The following is a 25,611-nucleotide window of genomic DNA, read 5'->3' as shown; positions in this document are numbered from 1 at the left end:
GCAGGGGATCACGACAGTTTAGACCTATCAACCTTTAAAACAAACATAGCCCCCCGGATGCGTTTCGAGTTGCAGAACATGGAGTAAAGTTTATTGAGTGTAAACGAGTAGAAGAGTTGCTGGAACTCAGTAAGAAATACCCTGACCGTTATATCTATGACGAAAAGGAACAATGCTTTCGTTCACCAGTGATGGAGAGGAAGCTCGACGGGACTGGTATTGGTTACGTTTATTTCACAGATGCTGATTGTAACCCTCGGTTTCTGGCTAATATCCGTCATCTGATGGATTACTTGCGAAATAGTAAACAGAAAGATATTCCAACTGAAATGGAACGACAGTGTATAAATTTTATTACTAATTCACCGGTCATGGAAATCGGTGAACTTCTGGGTCATCACCCGCAATTAAAGGCAGATAATATTCTGCAAATGGTTGCTGATCGGAGGGTATTTGTTGATTTGGAAAATGACTTACTTTCTGAGCTGGAAACCTGCAAGTTATTTACTTCTGAAGCCAGTTGTCAGGTTTATTCATTAACCAGGGATGCCAAGCCTTCAAACAATTCTCAATTCTTGTCATCGATTAATATTCCCATTTCAGAGGGAATGATTTGTCGTCATGGGGAGCAACAGTGGTTGCTCCAGTCTATTGAGTCATCGAAGCAGACTGTGTTGGTTGAAATTACTGGGGGAAAAAAGACTCAATTGAAACCATTTAAGTTAGAGGATGTCAGAGGTCTCATTCAATCCAGAGAGTTATCGGTTGTTCATTATGAGCAGGAAGAAGATGTGCATACATCGCTTATGTTGTCTGCTAGCGAGGATAATCAAAAAAGAGCTTTGAAACGACATGCTGCTCTGAATCAGTTGATTGCAGGAGATATCAATCGCCATCAGGCTGCACAATATTTAGGGTGCAGTACTCGGACTATTCGACGATATTTGCAACGTCATAGTGAAGGTGTTACTCGCAGAGGCAATGGTTTACCTGAGTTAGTTGATAAAAATCAGGAAAAGGGTAATAGCGAAAGATTCATCGGTGGTAGGTCTCTGGAGCTTGCCAATGATGTAATTGATTCAGAATATCTCTCAGCAAAAAATAAGAATGTTGCAGCTATTTATCGAGATTATGTTCGTCTTTGTAAGGATGAACATATTGAATCAGGCTCTTATAGCTGGTTGAGACGTTTGATTAAATTGGTTGATCTTGGTAAACGAGTTCGTAAACGGGAAGGTCATAAAAAATTCAAAGCAATGATGCCTATCACCACAAGTGATGGAGTAATTGAGAGCAGGCGGGGCGCCCGTGCATATGAATATGTTCATATTGATCACACACAACTTGATCAAGCGTTAAAGTTTCCAAATATGAAACCAGCAAAGCCATGGTTAACGGTTGCTTCAGATTCTTATTCCCGGGATGTACTCGCTGTTTATCTCACAATGAATAGTCCGTCAATTGATTCTGTACTGATGGTTGTTCGGGAATTAATCCAACGGCATGGTCGGTTTCCAGAATCTTTTTGTGTTGATGGTGGAGCAGAGTTTGAAAGCGTCGTATTTGAGCAGTTGTGTGCTTTTTTTTCAGTGACAATTCATAGCCGAAAAAGTAATCCTCGTGGTGGTTCAGCTGTTGAGAGTGTATTCAAGCAGCTCAATGAAGCAGTCATACACGGCTTGACCGGAAATACAAAGCTTATGAAAAATCCACGACAATTAACGTCAAAAGTCAATCCTTTTCAAAATGCACTTTGGGATTTTCAATCTTTGAAGCAGTTACTGGAGGATTATTTTTATGAGCATTACAACAAAACAGAACATCCTGCTCATATGTTGATACCGGATGATGTCCTTGCAGAAAGTTTGATTCTTCACGGTGATCGGGATAATCGGAAAATTGATATTAATGATGAGCATTTACAAATCATGATGCTTCCATACGATAAACATAAACGAACCCGTATTATTCAGCCGGTAAAAGGTGTTGAAAGAAAAGGAAAGTACTATGGGCATGATTTATTCAGTAGCCCTGAATGGTTGGGGCGTGAAGTTGAGATACGTATCGATCCTGAAGATGATTCTTATGTGTATTGCAACCTGAATGGCTGGAAGCGTTGTAAACGAGTGGCTGTTGAGGATCGCTATTATCCGGGGATTGATCGATCAGTAATTACTGAAGCCAGCAGCTTCACCCGGTCTTTTCATTCACAGAAGGCAAGGGCTGAACGCGCTGTACCTATCAACAGGAAAATTGCTGACAAAGAACGGGAGCTTAAAGAACAGCAGGAAGATGAAATGGCAAAGCCATCAAAATCCAAAACTGGCAAAAGGGTTCCTTCGCTGCGTATTGAACCGGGTGTCAATGATATCGATGATTTTTAGTGGTTTTACCGTTCCTTGCAGGTGTGCTTTATCAGAGTTGGGCTTGGTAGTAGCTAAGATCAATCCAGTTTTCATCAAGAAACTATTTCACCTGAAATAGTCGCTTATTTCAAGTTAACAATTACAAGGATTAAGGAAGGTCTGAAATGGCAAAAACTTTACACCCTAACCGAAAATTCGGCGATGACATTCTTCAATTACCCATCACGGACAGGGTTGAATTTTTTGCGGATAAGCAGATTAAACATCAGATCTTGAGTCAAGCCTACGATGAGCTTCTGATGAAGGCTAAAAAAATAGGGGGTGTTGAATTTATCGAGATGGTTGGGCCAACAGGTGCTGGAAAAAGCTGTGCTGCCAGAAAGTTTGTTGAGGATAAATTGGCAGAAAGCCAGGAGTCTATGAAAAATGATCCTCGTATGGTGCCAGTTATTAGTGTGCAATGTCCTGCATCGATTGGCGGTAAATTTGCCTGGGATCCGTTGTTAAAGAGTATTTTAAGGACTGGTGGTGATGCTTTGATTGATAGCGGGAGCTACGCTCTGGAATTTTCGGAGGGAGTCAGCCAGAAAGAAATTTCGAAGTTGTTGCTGAAAGATAACAAGGTCTCTGACTTGGTGGAAGTCATCCAAAACTTTCTATTTCAGCGGCAAGTGAGGTACCTGATTATTGATGAAGCTCAGCATATTATTGATGCCTGCAGAACACCCTTGGAAGCGCTTCAATGTATGGAGCTGCTGAAGTCCCTGGCAAGTTTGAGTGGCTGTATTATTGTCTTGGTCGGAACTTACCGACTGTTGCGCTTTGGTGAAACCAGTGCGCAGCTCGGAAGGCGGTCGGAGATTATCGAGTTGGGGCCTTATCATAGAGGCTCTCAGAAAGACCTTGATCATTTTGCTTATGCCCTTGATGGATTGCTTGCGCGCTATCCCATACGCTTTTCTGATGCTTTGTTTGACAAAGTCAGTGAAATTCATTTGGGCTGCTGTGGCTGTATCGGCATTCTGAAGGACTGGTTGACTAAGACATTGTACAGAACGCTTGAATCTGGTGGGGATTATGTCAGCGTTAAAAGTCTGATGGATAATAGAATGGATCCCCGGGAATTGAACCGGGTTGCCGCAGAAATCAAGATGGGTAAAGATTATTTTTCCAGGGTTACGATGTTCGATGTCGAAGACATGCTGTTGGGTGGGGGAACACAAATTCATAAAAAATCGGGGCCAAGGGGTGTGCAGCGCAAACCCAGTCATGACCCAGTGGGGCCGCAACTATGATGGCAACCTTTCAACAATTACCACGCACTGTTCTGTTTGGTTTGGAGCCAGCTGATGCCGGTGATGGATACATGTTTGAGTCCGTGGGGAGTTATCTGGTTCGGCTGGCCTATGCTCATCGAAAAGCACCGCATCATTTTCTGAGACATTTTCTGAACCCTGTTCTCGGGCAGGGGCAGGTATCCAATGATCTGTTTATAAGTTATGGCTTTTCTGCAATGAACGGCTATCGGCCTAAGGCAGAGGTGTATGTGAGTGCTTTGGCAGTATTTACCGGGCAGCGTGGCGTAGAGTTATTATCCATGTCTCCCTGGAAAACATTGCTGGATTCTATGGGCAAAGGGCTCTTTCATTCTTCAAAAAAATGGTGCCCGGAGTGTCTGTATCAATGGCGTAGTGCGGGGGAGGTTTTGTATGAGCCGTTATTCTGGAGTTTGCAAAGTCTGGAAGCTTGCCCTATTCATCAATGTACTCTGAAAAGTAGCTGTTCAGATTGCGGTGCGAGACAGTATATGGTTCAGCGCGTTTTGCCCGTGGGGTATTGTCCTGAGTGCGGTTCATTTCTGGGTGAACCGAGTGGTGAGGATGACAGGCAGGCACTTTCACAAAAGGAGCTATATCTCTTGGACCTGGTGGCTAGTCGACACCTGGTAATAGAGGGTGTATCACTTCAACAGTTATTGAGAGATGGCATTCGGGTTGTGATGTCAAGGCTGGGTGTGACTTCGACAAAAAAGCTTGAGCAATTACTTTCTTTTTCGAAAGCAACAATCAGTCAGTGGTTTTCTGATGGTAAGCGTGGAACCAGACCGACATTGAGTACCTTGCTGAATTTTTGTGTTGCTGTGCAGGTTAGTCCGGCAGACCTGCTGTTTCACCATAAGCGGATTGACCCGGATGCGAAAATTGCAGAACTGGATGGGCGACAATCATACGATAATGCTGACAAGCTCGATTGGGTTGAGTGTCAGTTAACGAAAATTGTAAATGATCACAGCGAGATCATTTCGGTGAATCAGGTGGCAGAACAGCTCAAAGTTGGGGTGAGTTACCTGCGTTATCACTTTCCGGAAAAAACTGCCGAACTGGTTGCGAAAAATAATGAGCTTCGGGCAAAGCAGCGGAAGGCTCGAAATAAAAGAAAAATTTCGTTGGTTGAGGAAGCCTGTCAGCATTTATTAGATGGCGGTGTTTTTCCTTCCCATAATTATGTGCGGGCAGCCTTGAAAAATGAGTTGAAAAATTTTGGCTTTGGGGAGTTTACTGAAATATGGCGAGAGGTAACTGAAAAGCTGTAAAAATATCCATTCAAAGATTTCCTTTCTGAAATTCCTTTCTGTTTCTCTGTAAGAAAAATCCTGGATATTAACGTGGCTATGGCTTGCACATATTGTGCGGTCATGGGCTATGTCGTTTGGTAAGTTTACAGAATTTTCGTATTTTTCAGGCAGTTATTGGGAAATTTATTTTGCCGAAACTTGTCCGGGAATTTTTCTGAGGAAGTGTCCGCTTTCCTAAGTATTATGAGGGAATCTGAGCAAGAAAATGTCCGCTTTTCTGGAAAGCGTATGTGCAGATAAAAGGATTTGTCGGAGAAGTTGTCCAAACGGACAATATCCGTGATCACGGACAGGAAGGAATAAAACATTAATCATTGGTACCAGTGGTCGGACTCGAACCGACACGCCCGTGAAGGCAACGGATTTTGAATCCGTCATGTCTACCAATTCCATCACACTGGCATTTGATGTTGCTGAGCTTATGTTATCTGTTCGCTGATTTCAAAACTTTTTCTCATCGAGTGAAGAGTTGAGTCTGGCTGGCGAAGTGGCGGTTGCTCAAGTGCGGCGAAGTATATCAAAGAGATTATTGAGATCAAGCAGTTATTGAACAGTGAGAGCAAAAAAGTAAGTTAAGTCCGTAACATGGCATGGGATAGCCCTCCTGACACTTCCTTCGTTTTGCAGTATCCTTCGGTGCTTTTTTAATATGACTGGTTTTTCTGTGCTTTTTTCCCATAAGTGGCGTGGGCTGCTTTTGGGAATGAAGACATTAACCACCGGATTGTCCATGCAAGTCAGTGATTTTGATTTTGATCTGCCCGATGAGCAGATTGCCCGGTTTCCTGCAGAGGATCGTACCGGCAGCCACCTTCTGTGCCTTGATGGTAATAGTGGTGAGGTTAGGCATCAACAGTTTTCTGATATAGAAAGTCTGCTTGAGCCCGGTGACCTGTTGGTGCTGAATAATACCCGGGTGATTCCGGCCCGTTTGTATGGTCAGAAAGAGACGGGTGGCAAAATTGAGGTGCTGATTGAGCGAGTGGAGGAGGATAATCTGGCGCTGGCCCAGGTAAGGGCCAGCAAGTCGCCAAAGCCGGGCGCTGTGTTATTGCTGGCAGATGGCGCGGTGCGTGTTGTTGTGGAAGGGCGTCGGGATTTTCTGTTTATTCTCCGGTTTGAAACATCGGTTTTACCGCTGCTGCTGGAACACGGCCACATGCCATTGCCACCTTATATTGACCGTGAAGATGGTGATAGTGATCGTCTGCGTTATCAAACGGTGTTTGCGGCAAAGGATGGCGCGGTGGCGGCACCAACGGCAGGGCTTCATTTTGATGAAGCATTGCTGGCGCGTCTTGAGGCCAAAGGCGTTAAGAAAGTATTTGTGACGCTTCATGTGGGTTCAGGAACGTATCAGCCGGTTCGGGTTGAAAAGATTGAAGACCATGTGATGCATGCGGAGTATATCGAAGTTTCTGAGGCCGTCTGTCAGGCGGTGCGGGAAACCCGTGCCAGGGGTAATCGTGTTGTTGCGGTGGGTACCACGTCGGTGCGCAGCCTTGAGTCGGCCTCGGCATCCGGTGAGATTGCCCCGTTCCAGGGGGATTCCAGCATCTTTATTTATCCGGGTTATGAGTTTCGCAGTGTGGATTTGATGGTGACCAATTTTCATCTGCCGCAATCCACCTTGTTAATGTTGGTCAGTGCTTTTGCCGGTCGGGAAAATGTGCTGGCTGCCTATAAAGAAGCCGTTGAGCAAAAGTACCGCTTCTTCAGTTACGGCGATGCCATGTTGCTGACCCGTAAGGTGGACTGATTCCCAGACACTGTCGAGTTTAATAGAAGGCGTGTCTTTGTAGTTTAAGAGAAAGAGCTATACAAAATTCATGACAAGAGAATGCTTTATGCAGTTTGAGCAGCTGGCTACCGATGGCAAAGCCCGTCGTGGTCGGTTGACCTTTCCCCGTGGCACGGTTGAAACACCATGCTTTATGCCGGTGGGAACCTATGGCACGGTAAAAGGCATGTTGCCAAGGGACATTAAAGAGATTGGTGCAGAAATTATTCTGGGTAATACCTTTCATTTGATGCTGCGTCCGGGCACCGAAATTATTCAGAAGCATGGCGACCTGCACGACTTTAACCAGTGGCACGGTCCGATTCTGACAGACTCCGGTGGCTTTCAGGTTTTCAGCCTGGGCAAGTTGCGCAAAATTACCGAAGAGGGCGTTTCTTTCCAGTCTCCGGTGGATGGTTCCAGGGTGTTCCTGAACCCGGAGATTTCCATGCAGGTTCAGCGTGAGCTGGGTTCGGACATCGTGATGATTTTTGATGAGTGTACGCCGGGTGATGCTAATGAAGAGCAGGCGCGTACCTCTATGGAGCTTTCTCTGCGTTGGGCGGCTCGTTCCAAGGCCGCTCACGGTGAAAGTCCTTCTGCCCTGTTTGGCATTATCCAGGGGGGCATGTTTGAAGAGTTGCGTGATGTGTCCCTGGCAGGTCTGACCGAGATTGGCTTTGATGGTTATGCCATTGGCGGTCTTTCCGTGGGTGAAAGCAAAGAGGATATGATGCGTATTCTCTCCCATATCACCCATAAAATTCCCGAGAGCCATCCCCGTTACCTGATGGGTGTTGGCAAGCCGGAGGATATTGTTGAGGCGGTTCGTCGTGGTGTTGATATGTTCGACTGTGTCATGCCAACCCGTAACGCCCGCAATGGTCACCTGTTTGTCGATGAAGGGGTGATCAAGATCCGCAACTCGGCCCACAAGATGGATGAGCGTCCACTGGAAGAGCACTGTGATTGCTATACTTGCCAGAATTTCAGTCGCTCATACCTGCACCATCTGGATAAGTGTGGTGAGATTCTCGGCTCCATGCTGAACACCATCCATAACCTGCGCTATTACCAGCGGGTGATGGCCGGTCTGAGAGGTGCTATCGAAGAAGGTAAGCTGGAAGCGTTTGTTGCCGAGTTCTATCGCAAGCGTGGTCAGGATGTTCCTGACTGGGGTTGATATTTTCTGGATAGTCCCAACTAACAGTCTGTTCGTGTAAATACGGATAAGGTCCTGGGCTTGATGCTTTTGGAATTGGGCTCCGCCACCGCTTTTGCCCGCTTTAGGCGAAGGGGTGGGTTCCGGACTGGTTGTTTTTCAGGTAAATTGCTGCGTCAACGGTAATAATACGATTAGGAGTATTGGAATGATTCCTTTCATCAGTCAGGCACACGCTGCGGCAGAAGGTGGTGCGGCTGCTGCGGCAGCTGGACCGGGTATGATCGGTCAGCTGGTCATGCTGGGTGGTTTTGTGCTGATCTTCTGGCTGCTGATCTGGCGCCCCCAGAGCAAGCGTGCCAAAGAGCACAAAAACCTGATTGCCGGTCTGGCCAAGGGTGATGAGGTGGTCACCACTGGCGGTATTCTTGGCAAAGTCAGCAATGTAACGGATGAGTTTGTGACCCTGCAGGTTGCCGACAATATGGAACTGAACTTCCAGAAAGGTTCTGTGGCCGCTACCCTGCCCAAAGGTACCATCAAGGCCATCAAGTAAGTTTTAGAAAAGCAGCCTTGTTTGGCTGCTTTCTTTTACCAAATGGACTGTGCCATAGGCCTGAAGCCCGGAAAAGACTTTCCCGGTAAAGGCCGTATAACAATGCCGCTATTGCGCATCACTATTAAATCAGGAACCGGTGAGCCATGCTCAATCGCTATCCATTGTGGAAGTACCTGCTGATTCTGGTCATCGTAGGTCTCGGGTTTATTTATGCCCTTCCCAATCTTTACCCCGCAGACCCGGCAGTACAGGTGACGGGTGCCAGTTCGTCCAGAGTGATGGATGAGCGTGTTCAGCAGCGTGCTGAAAAGGCTCTGGCAGCGGCCAATGTTGATATCAAGTCTGTTGAACTTGACGACAAGGCATTGCTGATTCGTCTGAACCGTGCTGATCAGCAGCAGTTGTCAAAATCGCTGATCAAAGAAGCGCTTGGGGATGACTATATTGTCGCCATCAATCTGGCCCAGACGACGCCGGAATGGTTAACTGCTATCGGGGCCTACCCCATGAAGCTCGGGCTTGACCTGTCAGGGGGTGTTCACTTCCTGCTGGAGGTCGATACGGCGAAAGCCCTGCAGCTGAAAATGGATATTGCCACCTCAGAAATTCGAACGTCCCTGCGTAAAGAAAAGCTCCGCTATCGCACCATGCCTGAACGTGCCGATGGTGCACGACAGCTGGCATTTAATGACGTGTCATCCCGTGACCAGGCTGCCCGCCTGATCAACACAGATTTTCCTGATTTGACGGTTGAGAACGCTGACGTTAATGGTCGCCCTGTACTTTCTTATCGCTACTCTGAAACGGCCATTAAAGAGATTGAAGATTATGCGGTGCGTCAGAACCTGACCACGGTCCGTAACCGTGTCAATGAGCTGGGTGTGTCCGAGCCATTGGTTCAGCGTCAGGGTCGTAACGGCATCGTTGTTGAGTTGCCCGGCGTTCAGGATACGGCAGAAGCCAAGCGTATTCTGGGTAAGACTGCTAACCTGCAGTTCCGTCTGGAAGCGCTGCCCAATGCTTCCAGGGCCAGCACTGAGTCGTTCAGTTTCCGGGATGCCCGTCGTCCTGCGGTGGATCTTGAACGGGATATCATCATTACCGGCGACCAGGTGTCCAGCGCCCAGTCCAACTTTGATGCCCAGACCGGTCAGCCGCAGGTTAATATCAATCTGGACAGTCATGGCGGTGCTGTCATGAACCGCGCTACCCGTAATAACGTGGGGCGGGCCATGGCGGTTATCTTTATTGAGCAGAAGCCTGTGACCAAAGTGGTCACCAAAACAGTCGACGGTCAGCAGGTTAAGGAAACAATCCCGGGTTTTCAGCAGGAAGAGAGTATTATCAGCCTGGCCACCATTCAGAGTGCGTTGGGTAATCAGTTCCGTATTACCGGCCTGAACTCCACTGCCGAAGCTTCTGAGCTGGCGTTGTTGTTGAGAGCGGGTTCCCTGGCTGCTCCGATGTATTTCGCTGAGGAAAGAACGGTGGGGCCAAGCCTGGGTGCGGAGAATATCCAGATGGGTATTCATTCCACCGTTATCGGTCTGTTTCTGCTGCTGATCTTTATGGTTGTGGTTTACCGGGTGTTTGGCGTGCTGGCGAACCTTGCCCTGGCCATGAACCTGGTGCTGCTGGTGGCGGTGATGAGTCTGTTTGGTGCCACACTGACCATGCCGGGTATTGCCGGTATTGTGTTGACGCTGGGTATGGCGGTGGATGCCAATGTGCTGATTTTTTCCCGTATTCGGGAAGAGATTCGCGGTGGTCGGCCGGTGCAGCGGGCGATCCATGACGGTTTTGACCGGGCGTTTGTGTCCATTTTCGACGGTAATATCACCACCCTGTTGGTGGGTATCATCCTGTTTGCCGTGGGAACCGGGCCAATCAAAGGTTTTGCGGTCACCCTGTGTATCGGTATTCTGACGTCTATGTTCACAGCCATTGTTCTGACCCGTGGCCTGGTCAACCTGACCCATGGCGGTCGTAACCTGAAGAAACTGTATATTTGAGGTGGCAGTGGTGAATGATTTGAAAGTCATCAATTTCATGCGGCTACGCTCCTACGCTTCGGTGTTGTCGCTGTTGTTAATGCTGGGCTCTGTTGGTGCTCTTGCGGTTAAGGGGATTAACTGGGGGCTGGATTTTACCGGCGGCACGCTGATTGAGCTGGTGTATGATCAACCGGTGAAAACGGCTGATATCCGTGATCAGCTGGCAACCGCCGGTTATGACAACGTTGTCGTTCAGGAGTTTGGTTCGGCCGAGGATATTCTGGTTCGTATTCCCGGCGATGATCCGAAAATGGAGGCATCAGTTGCCGGCCTTCTGGGGCAGAACTATGACGGCAACGTTGAGGCTGTGCGCGTTGAGTTTGTCGGGCCTCAGGTGGGTGAGAGACTGAGGGAGCAGGGCGGCCTTGGTATGCTGTTCGCCATGTTGCTGATTACGCTCTACATCGCTTTTCGTTTCCAGTTCAAATTCTCCGTTGGTGCGATTCTGTCCCTGGCTCACGATGTGATTTTTACCCTGGGTCTGTTTGCCCTGTTAGGGTTGCAGTTTGACCTGACGGTGATGGCGGCGCTGCTTGCAGTGATTGGTTACTCACTGAACGACACCATTATTGTTTATGATCGTATCCGTGAGAATTTCCGCAAGCTGAGAAAAGGGGATGCCGATGAGGTGATCAATGTCTCATTGACCCAGACCCTGGGTCGTACCTTGGCCACTTCCGGTACCACCTTGATGGTGTTGCTGGCCCTGTTCCTGTTCGGTGGCGAAATGATCCATAACTTTGCCCTGGCATTGATTGTGGGTGTGGGTGTGGGTACTTATTCCTCCATCTATATCGCTTCCAATATGCTGATCTACATGAGAATCAGCAGGGAGGATCTGATTGTTCCGGTGAAGGAAAATGAAGACTCTGAACAGATGCCATAACGCATCGGATTGAAGAGGTTAAAAAACCGGCAATTTTGCCGGTTTTTTTTTGGTCTATAGTAAATTTCTTGCAAGGCAGGGCACCATAAATACCAATTAAAGAGGTTGCTATGTTTACGGGAAATAATTTTCATCCATGTGGTCATGATGTAACCGTTAGCCATCGCAGAACAGATTCGGGTGCCCGTGGAGGGGCAGATGGTTCTTTTGATAGCCGCTCTGTGAGACCTTCACAAGACTCTGCTTCGCAATATTCACAATACATGAAAGATCGGGAAACACTGTTTGGACGACCGCAGGCGCATTGTTCTGAGCATTGTCCTGGCGAGGGTGGTGATCGTCTCAGGCATCGTGACAGCATCATACCGATATTGTCGGATAGGTTTGAGGCAAAACTGAATGGTGGCACTGAGGCAGCAACAAAAGAAACCGGTGGCAGCAGATTTAACACCGACAAGTACAGGGACGAATGGCTTGCCGGGCCAGAACCGAACAGTGTGGTTGTGGCAAATGGAACACCACTTGATTCTACCTATGCGTGTTTGAATGGCAAAAATGGTTCCACCCAGGTGGTAAAAGTATTGAAACGAAATGATGTTGCCCCTGAAACAGCCTGTTTAACGCAGGTGATGAGAAGTAATTGCCAACTGCCTTCCTCTGAGATGACGATTGATTTAACGCCGGTGGTGGTCACTGATGACTGCTGGGATTCAGTGGCGCTCCATATTCAGCTTCTCACGACTGCCAAAAGTGCTCCCCGGGCCTCCGGTGGGCGCGAGCCAGTGACCAAGACCTGGCAAACTATTTCAGGGGCATTTCTGCAAATGTGTCACCGTTCCGGTTGTCCACTGCAAGACTCCCGATCCTATTTATTCAAGGATGGTGATCATTTTTTGGTGGCCAGTGTAACGCTCAGATCCACTGGCGATGTCCGGGAGTCGACTGTTGGCCTGCTGGCCAGGGATGCCCGGGTTTCAAGCATTACCGCCAATGCCAGTTTAAGAAAAAAACTGAACATTACTGATATTCCCGCGGCTATCAATATCGGGAAGCTTGCCGAAAAGTTTGACTACAATGGTGAAGCTTACGGTATAGGTGGTGCGAATGAGGCCATTCGACAGTTTATAGATGCGTTTATCAGTCCACGACTAGTGCCGGATAAGCTGAAAAATACCATGAAATGTCAACTGACCAGGGGTGGGATTCTTTCGGGGCCTCCGGGTACGGGTAAAACGCTGTTTATCCGGGTTATTGAGTCCTTACTCAAGGAAAATGGCTTTACCGTATCGACCCGGATTATTTCCGGGCCAGAGGTTTTTAACAAATATGTTGGTGAGTCGGAGCAGCGGGTCAGAGCGATTTTTTCGGATGACGACCCGGAAAATAAACAGAGTATTCGTCTGGTGTTAATTGATGAAATTGATTCGATGCTACCGGCCAGGGGGAGGGCGGGCGATAATGGCACCGGGGATAAAGTTGTTAATCAGTTTCTGACCTGCCTGGATGGAATTGAGGAGCAAAGTGGCCTGATTGTTTTCGGCACAACCAATCGGCCAGACCTGATTGATCCGGCCGTGATGCGCCCCGGGCGCATGGATATGCAGATGAAGTTTAATTTGCCAGAAGGCGACCAGCGTCTTCAGATTTTAAAGATCCAGACCAGGAATCTGTCGGATGGCGGGATGTTGAATCCGGATGTCTCTCTTGAAGAGCTGGCGAAAAATACCGCCGGCTTCAGTGGTGCTGAACTGGGATCCCTGGTGGAGAAGGCGATGCAATCGGCTCTGCGCAGGGGGCAGGGGCTGGCAGAGAGCGACACTTTTTTCTGTCCTCAGGCGCTCAGTCAATTAGCGACATTGGATGTCTGCATGGCTGATTTCAAATGGGCTTTTACCCGGGTTCAGCCACAGTTTGGGAAAAGTAATTTCATGTCCCTGGCGGGGAAAACCTTCAAGTACGATGGCTATTTACCAGAAATGGTCAGTCAGCTTAAGACGACACTGGCTGATTTTAAGCGGGATGATTCCCGCTCTACCCTGCGTATTCTTATTACAGGTCCTCAGGGTAGTGGTAAATCAACACTGGCTGCCCTGGCGAACCATGAGTTTGGTTCTTTTTGCAGCTATGTGTCGGCCACCGATGTGGTCAAATCCAGGGATCGCACCAGACCGTTGAATGATGTATTTGCACAGCGGCGTAATCATCAGACCAATCCTGACTGTCATTATGTCGTGATTATTGACGATTTTGATACCATGATTAACTACGATGGTGCTTTCTATGACCGTGCCATGGTGTCTGTGCTGGATGCTCATACCAAGCAGTCTTTGCAGGGGCTGGAGGGAGGGAAATTACTCACGCTCGTTACCGCGACAGCACATGAAGAGGGTGGTGCTGATTTTCTTTCCCGCCTGTTTCCCGATGATCTGGTGTTCAAAACGATCGGTAAGGAGAAACTGCAAAATATATTGCCTGCTGATCATGGGCAGGGAAGGTCTGGCTGAGGTAAGGGATGAAGTGAGGCGGAAAATAGCCTCACTCTAAATGGGGTTAGTAGCGGAACATACCTTCGGTAACGAAAGGCCTGATGCGCTTCAGTACTTCTTTGAAGCAGCCGCTGTTACCGGCAACGATCTGGTTGTTCTTCATGTAGGTATGACCACCTTTGAAGTCACCAACCAGTCCGCCCGCTTCCTGAATCATCAGTACGCCTGCTGCCATATCGTAGTCCTGCAGGCCGATTTCCCAGAATGCATCCAGACGACCGGCAGCCACATAGGCCAGGTCGAGAGCGGCAGAGCCAGCGCGACGGATACCAGCAGTATCCCCCAGCAGGGTTCTCATCATATTCAGGTAGCTGTCCAGGTGGTTGATGCCCGGGTGCATGAATGGGATGCCGGTACCGATCAGTGCGCCGTCCAGATTTCTCCGGTTGCCAACGCGAATGCGTTTGCTGTTCAGGGTGGCACCGTGGCCACGGCTGGCGCAGTACTCTTCCTCTTTGAGCGGGTCGAGAATAACGGCGTGCTCAAGGCGTCCGCGGTATTGAACCGCAATGGAAACCGCAAAATGAGGGATGCCATTGATGAAGTTGGTGGTGCCGTCAAGCGGGTCGATGATCCAGAGGTAATCTTTGCCTTCACCCTTGCCTTCACGGTGTCCGCTTTCTTCACCGTAGAAGCCATGGTCAGGGTAGGTTTTGCTCAGAGAGGCGATAATGGCCTTCTCAGCAGCCTTGTCCACCTCAGTTACAAAGTCGTTACGGCTTTTGAATTCGATATTAACGTGATCGAGATCTTTGTAGGCGCGGGCTATGATTTCGCCAGCCTGGCGTGCTGCACGCAGCGCCATATTAACCATCGGTTGCATAGGCTTAGTTACATCTGAAATGTGAAAGATCGTATGGGGATGGGATTGTACCGGATTCAACGATCCGATTGTATCCTAGCCCGGATATTTCATAAACGTGCTCCCGCTCTCGCTTGTCCTTTGCCGCTCTAAGGGAGTTTTGCTCAGTCGACCGTACTCCCCGGTACGGCGCTCCCTCACAAAATCCCTTAGAGCGACAAAGTCCTCGGCTTTGGCATCCTGCGTCGCCCTATCTCCCACATCCATGTGGTCGTGCGCGAGATTCGGGGCAGTTTATGAAATATCCGGGCTATGCTGTGAAAATGACTGTCGTTCAGAGGGTAGCAACATTTTCACGAAAAAGTGGGGGCGCATTCTGACAGGATGCCCTTTAACTTGCAATGGAGTATGTGCGTCTGCCGGTCGGTAGTTTTACTATAAGCTTGGCATTGGCCGTAATTTGAGTACACTGACTGGCTGATACTACATGAAGCTAGAGATTCCTGCGGTGCTCGACAATTTTTCCGAGAACATTTCCATAGTACTGGTCAATCCTTCCCATCCCGGTAACATCGGGGCTGCTGCCCGTGCCATGAAAACCATGGGGTTAAGCCAGTTATGTCTGGTCGCGCCGGATGAGTTTCCATCCGGCACCGCAACAGCCCTGGCTTCTGGCGCTGACGATATCCTGCGAAATGCCAGGGTTTGTGCAACTTTGGATGAGGCCCTGGCGGATTGTCAGTTTGTGGTGGGTACCAGCGCCCGGGTAAGAGGTGTTTCTCTCCCGCTGGTGGACCCCCGAGCATGTGCCCGGAGCATTATTGACGAAGCAGTGATCCATAAGGTCGCCCTGATTTTTGGCCGGGAAGATAAAGGCCTGACCAATGATCAGTTGCGACGCTGTCATCTGCAGGTTCATATCCCAACCAATGAAGAATTCAGCTCTCTCAATCTGGGGGCGGCGGTACAGGTACTCTGTTATGAGTTGCGGATGATGCAGTTGCTCAGTGCTGATACCTTTGAGATGCCCGAGCCCCGCAGTCATGAGTTGGCAAATATGGAGGATATGGAGCGTTACTATGACCATCTGTACCAGGTGTTGCTGGAGATTGGTTTTCTCGATCACAGCAGCCACGAGAAGATTATGGCCAAATTGCGTCGCCTTTATGGGCGGGTTCGTCCGGATCGTGTTGAGCTGAGTATTCTTCGGGGGGTTCTGTCAGAAACCCAGCGATGTCTTGCCACGAAAGAAACAGAATGAGCAGGACATGGATAATAACAGACAGGCGCAGACCATGTTTGAGCGAATAAAAGAAGATATTAAAACAGTAATGGACCGGGATCCGGCGGCACGGAACACCTTCGAGGTGGTTACCAACTACCCCGGGCTGCACGCGTTATTGCTGCACAGGGTGTCGCACAAACTCTGGACGTCGGGGTTTTTCTGGCTGGGGCGCATGCTGTCAACATTTAATCGCTGGTTAACCGGTATTGAGATACATCCGGGCGCTACCATTGGTCGACGCTTTTTTATCGATCATGGTATGGGGGTTGTTATTGGAGAAACGGCGGTCATACACGATGATGTCACTCTTTATCATGGTGTGACGCTGGGAGGTACTTCTCCCAATAAGGGCAAGGAGCATCCGGCGAACCAGGGTAAGCGGCACCCGACGTTGGCTAATGGCGTCGTTGTGGGAGCTGGCGCAAAAGTGCTTGGACCATTTGTGGTAGGAGAAGGAGCGAGAGTTGGGTCAAATGCGGTGGTTGTGCGTGCAGTTCCGCCGGGGGCAACCGTTGTTGGTATTCCCGGCAGGATTGTGAAGAAGTCGGAGGTGACCGATAGCAATGGTGAACGCCGTCATGCCAATGCGGAAAAGATGGCGGAGAAAATGGGTTTTGATGCCTATGCCGTCACATCTGAAATGCCTGACCCTACCGCCCATGCCATCTCGGCTATGCTGGATCATCTCCATGAAGTGGATTCCCGCTTTGATACTTTGTGCCAGGTGTTAAAAGACCATGGTCTTGAGTGCAAGGTGCGGCCATTGCCAGAGTTAAAGAAAGAAGACTTTGCACCTGTGAAAGAGGAGATTACTTCATCGCTACCGTAGCTGTGAGTTTAATCTGACTGGCTTTCCAGTGATGATCTGGCTTTTTTCCTGGTTAGAGTGGGTGGCAAGTGATATATGGTGCTTTGTTTCAGGATGATTGTCCCGATCCCGTGAGCAGTTCCTGAAATATTGCCGCAGCATTTTCTGCTGAAATTGTTGCGGCAAAGGTATTGCATTTTTTAGAAGTATTGATAATATGCGCGGCACTTCAGTCGGTTAGCTCAGTTGGTAGAGCACCACCTTGACATGGTGGGGGTCGCTGGTTCAAGTCCAGTACCGACTACCAGATTTTTATCTTTCCTCAGTAATATCCCTGCATAGCCAGCGATAGCCATTTTGACGATTGGCATTGTTAATCTTAACTTCGCGTTGTCTATTCTCAATTCTTTTGGATTCGTATTCCAAATTTGCAGTCTGGGTCCATGAAGTACGCAATCATCGCTTGCACATTTGGAAATCTTTTTGGGTTGACACAACTGTCATTGAGTTCGGCTATTGATCCATCGGTTCGTTTTACCAGTGTGCAGAAATGTTTAGCATTCTGGTCGACACAGACAGCCGTCCAATTCTGTTGCAATACCTTTGCCATTGATGATTTGGGAATGATGTCATAATTTACGTGTAGCTCATTTGGAATACCAAATAACCATGAAGGGAAAGTGTTTCCACGATCAATGGGATTATTAAATTTCTCTGGAAGGTGTCTGGTGCGATTGTCTGTTTGTTTTGTTGATAGTTGGTATTTATAGAAGCTGCTCCAGTCCTTGGCCAGGTTAATAGCTTTTGCACGTTCTTTGCTTTCTATATCTTTTATTCTTTCTTCCTCACGATGCAGTTTATCTTGCAACTTGGCTAAATCTTCTTCATGTCCCGGTAGGAGTAGTTCATTAAGAAAAATAGACTCCGCTTTCTCCTTTATCTTTTTTTTATGGGCTTCTGGGTCTTCCTTTTTTAGGTCTTCAATAGTGGCACGTTTTTCTTTATTGTCGATGGCTGTTTGTCTTATTAGACTTTCAAGATCTGCCCGTTCCTTACGAAGATTTATAAGGCTATTTTGAATTTTACGTTTTTCTTCAATCTCTTCGTTCGGTATAGGGTGTGTTTCCGGGCAAAGAGCATCCTCGCCAATAAGCTGGTAGGCAGTGACGAAAAAGAGATAATTCTGGTTATGTATTTCACACTGATTTTGTGAGATTGGCAGGCAATCATAGTCTCTGTTTTTAATGCCTTTCAGGGGAAGGTCTTCTGGTTTTGCGTCGGGTGATCTGGCTGCATGGTACATGCTTCTTTGCATTTCTTTTAATTTGTCTAAATCATTCTGCAGTTTCTGAGTGGTATTGCACCATTGACCGCTTTTGAATTGCTCGCGGTAGAGAGCAAATGTATTTTTGAGTGCGCTGCGAATACGTGATTTTGTCTCGGGGTCCCAGCGAGAAGCATTATCAGGGCCGGGAATGTTTATCAGATCAATTTCAGCATCGATATTGTCCAGGAATTGTTGGATTTGCCATTGCACCTTCCCTGAAGGGGGTTGTGCAGCAGTCATTGTCGGTCGTGTCAGTTTTTTTTCGCTTTGATATTCACGCGGTTCAAGGGGCTTTTGTTTGATGGGTGAGCTTTTGGGTTTTGTTGCAGGAGATTTTGTGTGGGGCGTGGGTGGCAGAGATGCTTTTAATAAACCAGGTGTTGCCTTGGTATGTTTCTTGGGAAAGGTCTTATCTTTGCCCCGTAACGCAGATTTGTCCCATTGGGCGGCAGATGTTGCTGTTGCCCATTCAGTGTAATGTTCTTTTATGGCCCTGTAATTTGGTAGTTTGGCGCAGGTTAAATCTATTTTGAACTTACCGTTTTTTCCGGGCATGTAGTGAATTTGCCCATCCAGCGATGTGATGGCTGCGGCATCATCGTTAAAGTATGCACTATCTGTCTGGTTTTCCAGAAGACTTTTAAGTCTTTTGTAGTGTTCATCCGTCAGCAGGTTTTCAGATCTGGATGATGCATTGGCTGATGCCGTTCGTGGGCCTGGAGTCGGGTATTTTTCTTTTAGTGTTGCATCATTGGCTGGCCTGACCAGGGATTTGCTGGCGTTGTGCGGTGCAACCCTGAGTTGCGCGAGGCTTTTAATCTGTGGAGGGAGTTTGTCGTAAAATGCCTTCGCAAGCGCTAGATTGAGTGGGCTGTTTTTGTGTTCGCCAATCTCTTCGTTGACAATGCAGATAACCTTTCTTCTATTGCTTATCAGGCATGTGTTTTCTGTGTCCAGTCGATATGTATCGTCTAAAAGGTGTTGCTCGAGTTGTGCAGAAAAGCTTTGGATCAGGGCTGTGTAGAGTTGAGTATCCATTGTTGCAATCCTTGGGTAAATAATGATTCTCGGTTGATTCCTTTGTGAGGGAGTCTCAATTTCAGACAGGTATTTTCTCTAAAAGATCCCCGGTTAACGCTGTTGTCAGTGAAACTAACTCAGCAGGAGGGGCGTTTGCTGGTCAATTGTGGTGTGCCAGCTACTGGGAAAAGTGTCTTTGAAAGTTGGAACTGCTTTCTATAAAATGCCGAAAAAATATATGAATCTGCTTTTTAACATCTTTTTTATCTACGATTTATTTGACAATTTGTTTAAGTTTTATCGCTAATAGTTGACTGTTTTGCTAAGGTATTTCATAATGCCTCGCAAGTGCCTTGAGTCTGTAAATATTCTGCTGTCCGGGGAGTCACAGTTAAGAAACATGGGCTTAAGGTGATCATGAGCGGATAAAGAGTGATAACTCTGCCTGAATAGCAAGAGAGATGCTGTATGAGATTGACGACCAAAGGACGTTATGCGGTGACCGCCATGCTGGATCTGGCACTTCATTCCGATCAGGGGCCGGTTTCTCTCGCAGACATATCGGATCGTCAGGAAATCTCTCTCTCTTACCTGGAACAGCTGTTTTCCAAGCTACGTCGTGGTGATCTGGTTTGCAGTGTGCGGGGGCCCGGGGGAGGCTATCGACTCAGTCGTGGTACTGAAGCTATTTATGTTGCCCAGGTGATCGATGCTGTTAATGAGTCCGTAGACGCTACAAAGTGCAAGGGAGCAGGCGGTTGCCAGAAAGGTGTAACCTGTCTGACCCATCACTTGTGGCAGGACCTGAGTGAACAGATTCATTCGTTTCTTGGAGGGATCAGCCTCGCTGATCTTGTTGCGCGCAGGGAAGTGCAAAGTGTTGCTATTCGTCAGGATGAGCAGCAAGACAACAAAATTGCCGCTGACACCATCCTGTAAGGCATCTTTTTACAGTGCTTTGAAGATGCGTGTGTAGTGGCATGATGATTTTAACCCTTTGCGAATCAAGGGTATTGAGCGTACTGACCGCCTGGAGATGTACCAGATGAAATTACCTATTTATCTCGATTATTCCGCAACAACGCCGGTTGACCCGCGAGTGGCTGAGAAGATGATTCAGTGCCTCTCTCTTGAAGGTAATTTCGGTAACCCGGCTTCCCGCTCCCATGTCTTTGGCTGGCGTGCTGAAGAGGTTGTTGAAGATGCCCGTCGTCAGGTTGCCGATCTTATTCATGCTGATCCAAGAGAGATTGTCTGGACGTCCGGTGCTACTGAATCCGATAATCTGGCCATTAAGGGTGTTGCTCATTTTTACAGCAAAAAGGGCAAGCACATTGTTACCTCCCGAATTGAACATAAGGCGGTACTGGACCCTTGCCGTCAGCTGGAGCGAGAAGGGTTTGAAGTCACCTACCTGGAGCCTGACAGCGATGGCCTGATCACGCCGGAAATGGTGGAAAATGCCCTGCGTGATGACACCATTCTGGTGAGTTTGATGCACGTCAACAATGAGATTGGTGTGATCAACGATATTGACGCCATTGGTGATCTGACCCGTTCACGCAAGATTGTCTTTCATGTGGATGCGGCACAAAGTGTCGGCAAAATTCCGCTGAATATGGCAACGATGAAAGTCGATCTGCTGTCCATTTCTGCCCATAAACTCTATGGCCCGAAAGGTATCGGTGTTCTTTATGTCCGCCGCAAGCCCCGAATTCGTCTGGAAGCCCAGATGCACGGTGGCGGTCATGAGCGGGGTATGCGCTCCGGTACTCTGGCCACTCACCAGATCGTTGGTATGGGTGAGGCATGCCGTATTGCTGCGGCGGAGATGGATTCAGAAAGAGCGCGTCTGGCTGTATTGAAAGATCGAGTGCTTTCCCAGCTGTCCGACCTGGAAGAAGTTCATGTGAATGGCTCTCTTGAGCAGCGGGTTCCGGGGATTTTAAATATCAGCTTTGCCTTTGTTGAAGGGGAGTCTTTGATGATGTCCCTGAAAGACCTTGCTATCTCCTCTGGCTCCGCATGTACCTCCGCCAGCCTTGAGCCATCTTATGTGCTGAGGGCTCTGGGCTTGAGTGATGAGCTGGCCCATAGTTCCCTGAGGATCAGTCTGGGTCGCTTTACTTCAGAGGCTGAAGTGGATCATGCCGTAGCAGAGATCAGAGAAGCGGTTGCAAAACTGAGAGAGCTGTCACCGCTATGGGATATGTACAAAGATGGCGTTGACCTCAGTCAGGTTGAATGGGTCGCACACTGATTTTTTATGAAGTTTTGCCACAAACAAAACTTCAGAGGAGACAAAAATGGCATACAGCGAAAAGGTTATCGATCACTACGAGAATCCACGCAACGTAGGTAAGCTTGACCAGGATTCTCAAAGCGTGGGCACTGGCATGGTCGGTGCCCCAGCCTGTGGAGATGTTATGCGTCTTCAGATTCAGGTCAATGATGAAGGCGTTATTGAAGACGCACGCTTCAAAACTTATGGGTGTGGCTCTGCTATTGCTTCCAGTTCTTTGGCAACCGAGTGGATGAAGGGCAAGACGCTGGATGAAGCGGCAACCATCAAGAATACCGATATTGCCGAAGAGCTGGCACTGCCACCGGTTAAAATTCACTGTTCGGTGCTGGCTGAAGATGCCATTAAGGCGGCAATCGATGACTATCGGGCCAAGCAGAAGCATGATGATGCAGCTCCAGCTGCCTGATGCGGTTCCGGGTATTCATGTGCAGAAGTGCTGTCTTTAAATAGTGCAGGAATATAGCCGGTGTAATCGTTTGGTTTCCCGGAAGTGGATGGAGTTTTAAATGGCAATTACCGTAACCATTGCGGCTGCCCGTCACATTAAAGGGCAGCTTTCCCGCAGGGGCAAGGGACTCGGCATAAGGCTGGGTGTACGTACTTCGGGATGCTCTGGTATGGCCTATGTCCTTGAATTTGTGGATGTAGTTGATGAAAATGATCTGGTTTTTGAAGATCACGAAGTCAAAGTGTTTGTTGACCCGAAAAGTCTGGTTTACCTGGATGGCACAGAGCTGGACCTGGTAAAGGAAGGGCTCAACGAAGGTTTGCAGTTTAACAATCCGAATGCTGCCAGTGAGTGTGGTTGTGGTGAAAGCTTTAATGTTGCTGATGCTGGCTGACGGTAATTTTGAAGCTTTCCGGCTTCGTTAATACTGTTAAAGAAGTTGGCTGACACTTTTGATCTGCCTTCCGGCCCGGCTGGTTCTCACTGGTCGGGCCTTATTTGTTTAAGGGGTGTTCCTTTTTGCTGTTGAATGCTCCGGGTTTGTCATTTCTGACTTGGGAATAGATTGCATTGTGGTTGATTTAACCAAAAACTATTTTGAGCTTTTTGAGTTGCCTGTTTCCTGCCAGGTTGACTTGCAACGCCTGTCCAGTCAGTACCGTGCGTTGCAACGGGCAGTTCATCCTGACCGGTTTGCCGGGGATGATGAGCGTCAGCAGCGTATCTCTATCCAGTATGCTTCCCATGTTAATGAGGCCTTTGACACACTGAAACAGCCATTGCCAAGGGTGATCTATTTGCTGAAGCTGGCAGGCCGTGATGTTGATATGGAGCGCAACACCATTATGGATCCCGGATTTCTGATGGAGCAGATGGAGTTGCGTGAGGCTGTCGCGGATATCAGGTCTGCATCAAATCCTGAGCAGGAAATTGAGAGGCTGGCCAGTCAGGTGGATGCTGATATTCTTCGATATCTTCAGCGGTTTGAAGGCTTCTGGTCATCTGGAACAGAGCAGGATCTTGAACAGGCAGAAACGGTTGTCAGAAAGATGCAGTTCATGGTAAAGCTGGCGGCTGAACTGGAACAGCTGGAATCCGAGTTGTTGGACGATTAATCAGGAAGAGAAGAGGCAGATATGGCGTTACTGCAGATTTCCGAGCCGGGACAGGCTCCGGAACCTCATCAATACAAGCGTGCTGTAGGCATTGACCTGGGAACCACCAACTCCCTGGTTGCAGCTGTTCGATCAGGTGCTGCTGAGACGCTTCCTGATATCGATGGCCATCATACCTTGCCTTCTGTTGTTCACTACGGCGAGCAGGGAATTGATGTTGGCAACAGCGCAAAAGCCAGTGCGCTGATTGACCCGGGCAATACCATTGTCTCTGTCAAGCGCATGATGGGGCGCGGGCTTGAGGATGTTGATGCCCTTGGCGGTGTGCTGCCTTACCAGTTTGTAACCGACGCTTCGGGAAAAAGCGAAGGAATGCCGTTTATCAAAACCCGCAGTGGTGACGTCAGCCCGGTTGAAGTGTCTGCCGAGATTCTCCGTTCCCTGGTTGGTCGTGCAGAAGAGACGCTGGGTGGTGATCTGGATGGTGCCGTGATTACTGTACCGGCGTACTTTGATGATGCCCAGCGACAGGCAACCAAAGATGCTGCCAGGCTTGCAGGGCTGAAGGTCTATCGTCTGCTGAATGAGCCTACTGCGGCAGCCGTTGCCTATGGTCTGGATCAGGGGGGCGAAGGCGTTATCGCTGTCTACGATCTTGGCGGTGGTACTTTTGATATTTCAATTTTGCGTCTGGAAAAAGGCGTGTTTGAAGTGATGGCCACCGGTGGTGATACTGCCCTGGGTGGTGATGACTTTGACCGTCTGGTGGCACGCTGGATGCTTCGTGAAGCGGGGGTTGATGAGTCCTCAATTAACCCATTGCAGCTTCGGGAAGCGATGGTTGAGGCTTGTCGGGTTAAGGAAGGGTTGACCGACGGATCTGAAGTGGAAGTCAACTTTGGTGAGTGGCGTGGTACGCTTTCCCGCGCGCAGTTTAACGAACTGGTAGACCCCTTGATTGATCGTACCATTCGGGCATTCAAGCGATCCCTTCGGGATGCCGGGCTGAAGGCGAATGAGATTGATGAAGTGGTTATGGTGGGTGGCTCTACCCGCATGCCAAGGGTTCGTGAACGGGTTAAGGAATTTTCCGGCAGGCAACCGTTGACCTCCATTGACCCTGATCGGGTCGTGGCCGTTGGTGCAGCTCTTCAGGCTAATGTTCTGGCTGGTAATAAATCGGCAGAAGATATGCTGCTGCTGGATGTGATTCCACTCTCCCTGGGGCTGGAAACCATGGGCGGCCTGATGGAAAAGGTGATTCATCGCAATACCACCATTCCGGTCAGTCGGGCTCAGGAATTTACCACCTGCAAGGATGGTCAGACGGCCATGGCTATTCATGTCTTCCAGGGGGAGCGAGAATTGATTCGTGATAATCGCTCCCTTGCCCGGTTTGAGTTGCGTGGAATTCCTGCCATGCCTGCGGGCGGTGCTAAAATCCGTGTGACCTTTCAGGTGGATGCGGATGGTTTGCTGGGTGTTGCTGCGGAGGAATTGTCCACCGGGGTTAAGAGCAGCATTCAGGTGAAGCCTTCTTATGGTCTCAGTGATTCTGATATCTCCCGAATGCTGAAAGATTCGTTTGCCCATGCCGGTGATGATCGTGATGCCAGGGCGCTGCTTGAGCAGCAGGTTGAGGCTGATCGGGTTGTTGAAGCGCTGGTAGTTGCGTTGGATAAGGATGGCCAGACACTGCTCGATAAAGATGAATACGGTGCATTGCTGGCAGATGTTGAATCGCTGAAACAGTGCCGTGAAACCGGTGATGCCAAGTCCATTGCCCGTGAAATTGAACGTATTGCCAAGTCCAGTGAAGAATTTGCTGCCCGTCGAATGAACCAGGGTATTCGTCAGGCTCTTTCCGGACAGAAGTTAGATGATTTGGAGGAGTTCTGAATGACTCGTATCGTTTTTCTACCTCACGATGAATTGTGCCCGGAAGGTGCTGTTCTCGAAGTTGAGCCCGGAGTCACAGTGTGCGACGCAGCTTTGCAGAATGGTATTGAAATTGAACACGCCTGTGAAAAGTCCTGTGCCTGCACCACCTGTCATGTCATTGTCAGGGAAGGCTTCGACAGCATGGAAGAGCCGGATGAGCTCGAAGAAGATATGCTGGACAAGGCCTGGGGGCTTGAGCCTGAGTCCCGGCTGAGCTGTCAGGCTGTGGTGGGTGATGAGGAGCTGGTGGTAGAGATTCCCAGGTACACCATTAACCAGGTTTCTGAACGTCGTTGATGTCGGTTGCTGGTCTGTTTGGGGGTTTCCCGAACAGAGCAGCGCAATGATCATGGAGTGGGGCAATGAGTTTAAAGTGGGCAGATGTTTATGATATTGCCATTGAGCTTTATGAGGCTTATCCGGATGTGGATCCCCGGTATGTCAATTTTGTCGATCTGAGAAGCTGGGTTCTGGCGCTGGACAGTTTTGAAGATGATCCTGAGCGTTGTGGTGAAAAGGTGCTTGAGGCCATTCAGATGGCCTGGATTGAAGAGTCTGAAGAGTGATTTTTT

General features: G+C 48.7%; 21 protein-coding genes and 2 tRNA genes. 20 read left to right on the top strand and 3 right to left on the bottom strand.

The window, feature by feature from the left end:
- Window positions 1–116: 116 nt before the first annotated feature.
- From ACO6UX_RS13825 to ACO6UX_RS13815, 3 genes are all read left to right on the top strand, one after another.
- Window positions 117–2,384, top strand: a complete 2,268-nt coding sequence (locus ACO6UX_RS13825; RefSeq protein ID WP_422448483.1) for a hypothetical protein — start codon at window positions 117–119, stop codon at window positions 2,382–2,384.
- A 146-nt stretch (window positions 2,385–2,530) separates the two neighbouring features.
- Window positions 2,531–3,661 carry a TniB family NTP-binding protein gene (locus tag ACO6UX_RS13820; RefSeq protein ID WP_422448481.1) on the top strand — a complete coding sequence of 377 codons (1,131 nt, stop codon included), beginning with the start codon at window positions 2,531–2,533 and terminating at the stop codon, window positions 3,659–3,661.
- Window positions 3,658–4,959 (top strand): TniQ family protein, encoded by a 1,302-nt coding sequence (locus tag ACO6UX_RS13815; protein ID WP_422448479.1) that lies wholly within the window; start codon window positions 3,658–3,660, stop codon window positions 4,957–4,959. Before ACO6UX_RS13820 ends, ACO6UX_RS13815 begins: the two co-directional genes overlap by 4 nt.
- A gap of 357 nt (window positions 4,960–5,316) precedes the next feature.
- On the opposite strand, the gene ACO6UX_RS13810 is transcribed toward ACO6UX_RS13815, so the two are convergent.
- Window positions 5,317–5,403, bottom strand: a tRNA-Leu gene (locus tag ACO6UX_RS13810).
- A 328-nt stretch (window positions 5,404–5,731) separates the two neighbouring features.
- On the opposite strand from ACO6UX_RS13810, the gene queA reads away from it, so the two are divergent.
- The 6 genes from queA to ACO6UX_RS13780 all read left to right on the top strand — a co-directional run bounded on the left by queA (window position 5,732) and on the right by ACO6UX_RS13780 (window position 13,946).
- Entirely contained in the window at window positions 5,732–6,760 is a 1,029-nt protein-coding gene (queA, locus tag ACO6UX_RS13805) for a tRNA preQ1(34) S-adenosylmethionine ribosyltransferase-isomerase QueA (protein ID WP_422449557.1), read from the top strand.
- A 70-nt stretch (window positions 6,761–6,830) separates the two neighbouring features.
- A complete protein-coding gene (gene tgt, locus ACO6UX_RS13800; RefSeq protein WP_194246433.1) occupies window positions 6,831–7,964 on the top strand; it encodes a tRNA guanosine(34) transglycosylase Tgt in 1,134 nt (377 codons plus the stop codon).
- A gap of 187 nt (window positions 7,965–8,151) precedes the next feature.
- Window positions 8,152–8,499 (top strand): preprotein translocase subunit YajC, encoded by a 348-nt coding sequence (yajC, locus tag ACO6UX_RS13795; RefSeq protein WP_101746272.1) that lies wholly within the window; start codon window positions 8,152–8,154, stop codon window positions 8,497–8,499.
- Window positions 8,500–8,645: 146 nt separating this feature from the next.
- Window positions 8,646–10,514: a protein translocase subunit SecD gene (gene secD / locus ACO6UX_RS13790; RefSeq protein WP_422448477.1), complete on the top strand. Its 1,869-nt coding sequence runs from the start codon at window positions 8,646–8,648 to the stop codon at window positions 10,512–10,514.
- A 10-nt stretch (window positions 10,515–10,524) separates the two neighbouring features.
- The gene (secF, locus tag ACO6UX_RS13785) at window positions 10,525–11,442 is read left to right on the top strand and encodes a protein translocase subunit SecF (RefSeq protein WP_422448475.1); all 918 of its coding nucleotides are present in this window, start codon (window positions 10,525–10,527) and stop codon (window positions 11,440–11,442) included.
- A 110-nt stretch (window positions 11,443–11,552) separates the two neighbouring features.
- Complete coding sequence (locus ACO6UX_RS13780) at window positions 11,553–13,946, top strand: AAA family ATPase (protein WP_422448473.1); 2,394 nt, start codon at window positions 11,553–11,555, stop codon at window positions 13,944–13,946.
- A gap of 46 nt (window positions 13,947–13,992) precedes the next feature.
- Here ACO6UX_RS13780 and ACO6UX_RS13775 read toward each other — a convergent pair whose 3' ends face one another.
- Complete coding sequence (locus ACO6UX_RS13775) at window positions 13,993–14,811, bottom strand: inositol monophosphatase family protein (protein ID WP_101746268.1); 819 nt, start codon at window positions 14,809–14,811, stop codon at window positions 13,993–13,995.
- Between the two features lie 466 nt (window positions 14,812–15,277).
- On the opposite strand from ACO6UX_RS13775, the gene ACO6UX_RS13770 reads away from it, so the two are divergent.
- From ACO6UX_RS13770 to ACO6UX_RS13760, 3 genes are all read left to right on the top strand, one after another.
- On the top strand, window positions 15,278–16,051 hold the full coding sequence (locus tag ACO6UX_RS13770; protein WP_422448471.1) for an RNA methyltransferase: 774 nt from the start codon (window positions 15,278–15,280) through the stop codon (window positions 16,049–16,051).
- A gap of 7 nt (window positions 16,052–16,058) precedes the next feature.
- Window positions 16,059–16,904, top strand: coding sequence for a serine O-acetyltransferase (gene cysE, locus ACO6UX_RS13765; protein WP_422448469.1), 846 nt, complete (start codon window positions 16,059–16,061; stop codon window positions 16,902–16,904).
- Between the two features lie 210 nt (window positions 16,905–17,114).
- A tRNA-Val gene (locus ACO6UX_RS13760) sits at window positions 17,115–17,190 on the top strand.
- 93 nt (window positions 17,191–17,283) lie between these two features.
- Here ACO6UX_RS13760 and ACO6UX_RS13755 read toward each other — a convergent pair.
- Window positions 17,284–19,248, bottom strand: coding sequence for a hypothetical protein (locus ACO6UX_RS13755; RefSeq protein ID WP_422448467.1), 1,965 nt, complete (start codon window positions 19,246–19,248; stop codon window positions 17,284–17,286).
- A 450-nt stretch (window positions 19,249–19,698) separates the two neighbouring features.
- Between ACO6UX_RS13755 and iscR the strand changes: the two genes are divergently transcribed.
- From iscR to iscX, 8 genes are all read left to right on the top strand, one after another.
- Window positions 19,699–20,169, top strand: coding sequence for a Fe-S cluster assembly transcriptional regulator IscR (iscR, locus tag ACO6UX_RS13750; RefSeq protein ID WP_269673865.1), 471 nt, complete (start codon window positions 19,699–19,701; stop codon window positions 20,167–20,169).
- A 106-nt stretch (window positions 20,170–20,275) separates the two neighbouring features.
- A complete protein-coding gene (locus tag ACO6UX_RS13745; RefSeq protein ID WP_422448463.1) occupies window positions 20,276–21,490 on the top strand; it encodes an IscS subfamily cysteine desulfurase in 1,215 nt (404 codons plus the stop codon).
- Between the two features lie 46 nt (window positions 21,491–21,536).
- On the top strand, window positions 21,537–21,941 hold the full coding sequence (iscU, locus tag ACO6UX_RS13740; protein WP_066016291.1) for a Fe-S cluster assembly scaffold IscU: 405 nt from the start codon (window positions 21,537–21,539) through the stop codon (window positions 21,939–21,941).
- A 100-nt stretch (window positions 21,942–22,041) separates the two neighbouring features.
- Window positions 22,042–22,377 (top strand): iron-sulfur cluster assembly protein IscA, encoded by a 336-nt coding sequence (iscA, locus tag ACO6UX_RS13735; RefSeq protein WP_422448461.1) that lies wholly within the window; start codon window positions 22,042–22,044, stop codon window positions 22,375–22,377.
- Between the two features lie 178 nt (window positions 22,378–22,555).
- Window positions 22,556–23,098, top strand: coding sequence for a Fe-S protein assembly co-chaperone HscB (gene hscB / locus ACO6UX_RS13730; protein ID WP_422448459.1), 543 nt, complete (start codon window positions 22,556–22,558; stop codon window positions 23,096–23,098).
- A gap of 21 nt (window positions 23,099–23,119) precedes the next feature.
- Entirely contained in the window at window positions 23,120–24,997 is a 1,878-nt protein-coding gene (hscA, locus tag ACO6UX_RS13725) for a Fe-S protein assembly chaperone HscA (protein ID WP_422448457.1), read from the top strand.
- Entirely contained in the window at window positions 24,998–25,336 is a 339-nt protein-coding gene (gene fdx / locus ACO6UX_RS13720) for an ISC system 2Fe-2S type ferredoxin (protein ID WP_101746260.1), read from the top strand.
- Window positions 25,337–25,401: 65 nt separating this feature from the next.
- Window positions 25,402–25,605 (top strand): Fe-S cluster assembly protein IscX, encoded by a 204-nt coding sequence (gene iscX / locus ACO6UX_RS13715; RefSeq protein WP_209199592.1) that lies wholly within the window; start codon window positions 25,402–25,404, stop codon window positions 25,603–25,605.
- Window positions 25,606–25,611 lie beyond the last annotated feature (6 nt).

This window comes from Endozoicomonas sp. ALB091 (assembly GCF_049310265.1).
GTDB lineage: Bacteria > Pseudomonadota > Gammaproteobacteria > Pseudomonadales > Endozoicomonadaceae > Endozoicomonas.
This window is presented reverse-complemented; position numbering and strand designations above follow the sequence as displayed.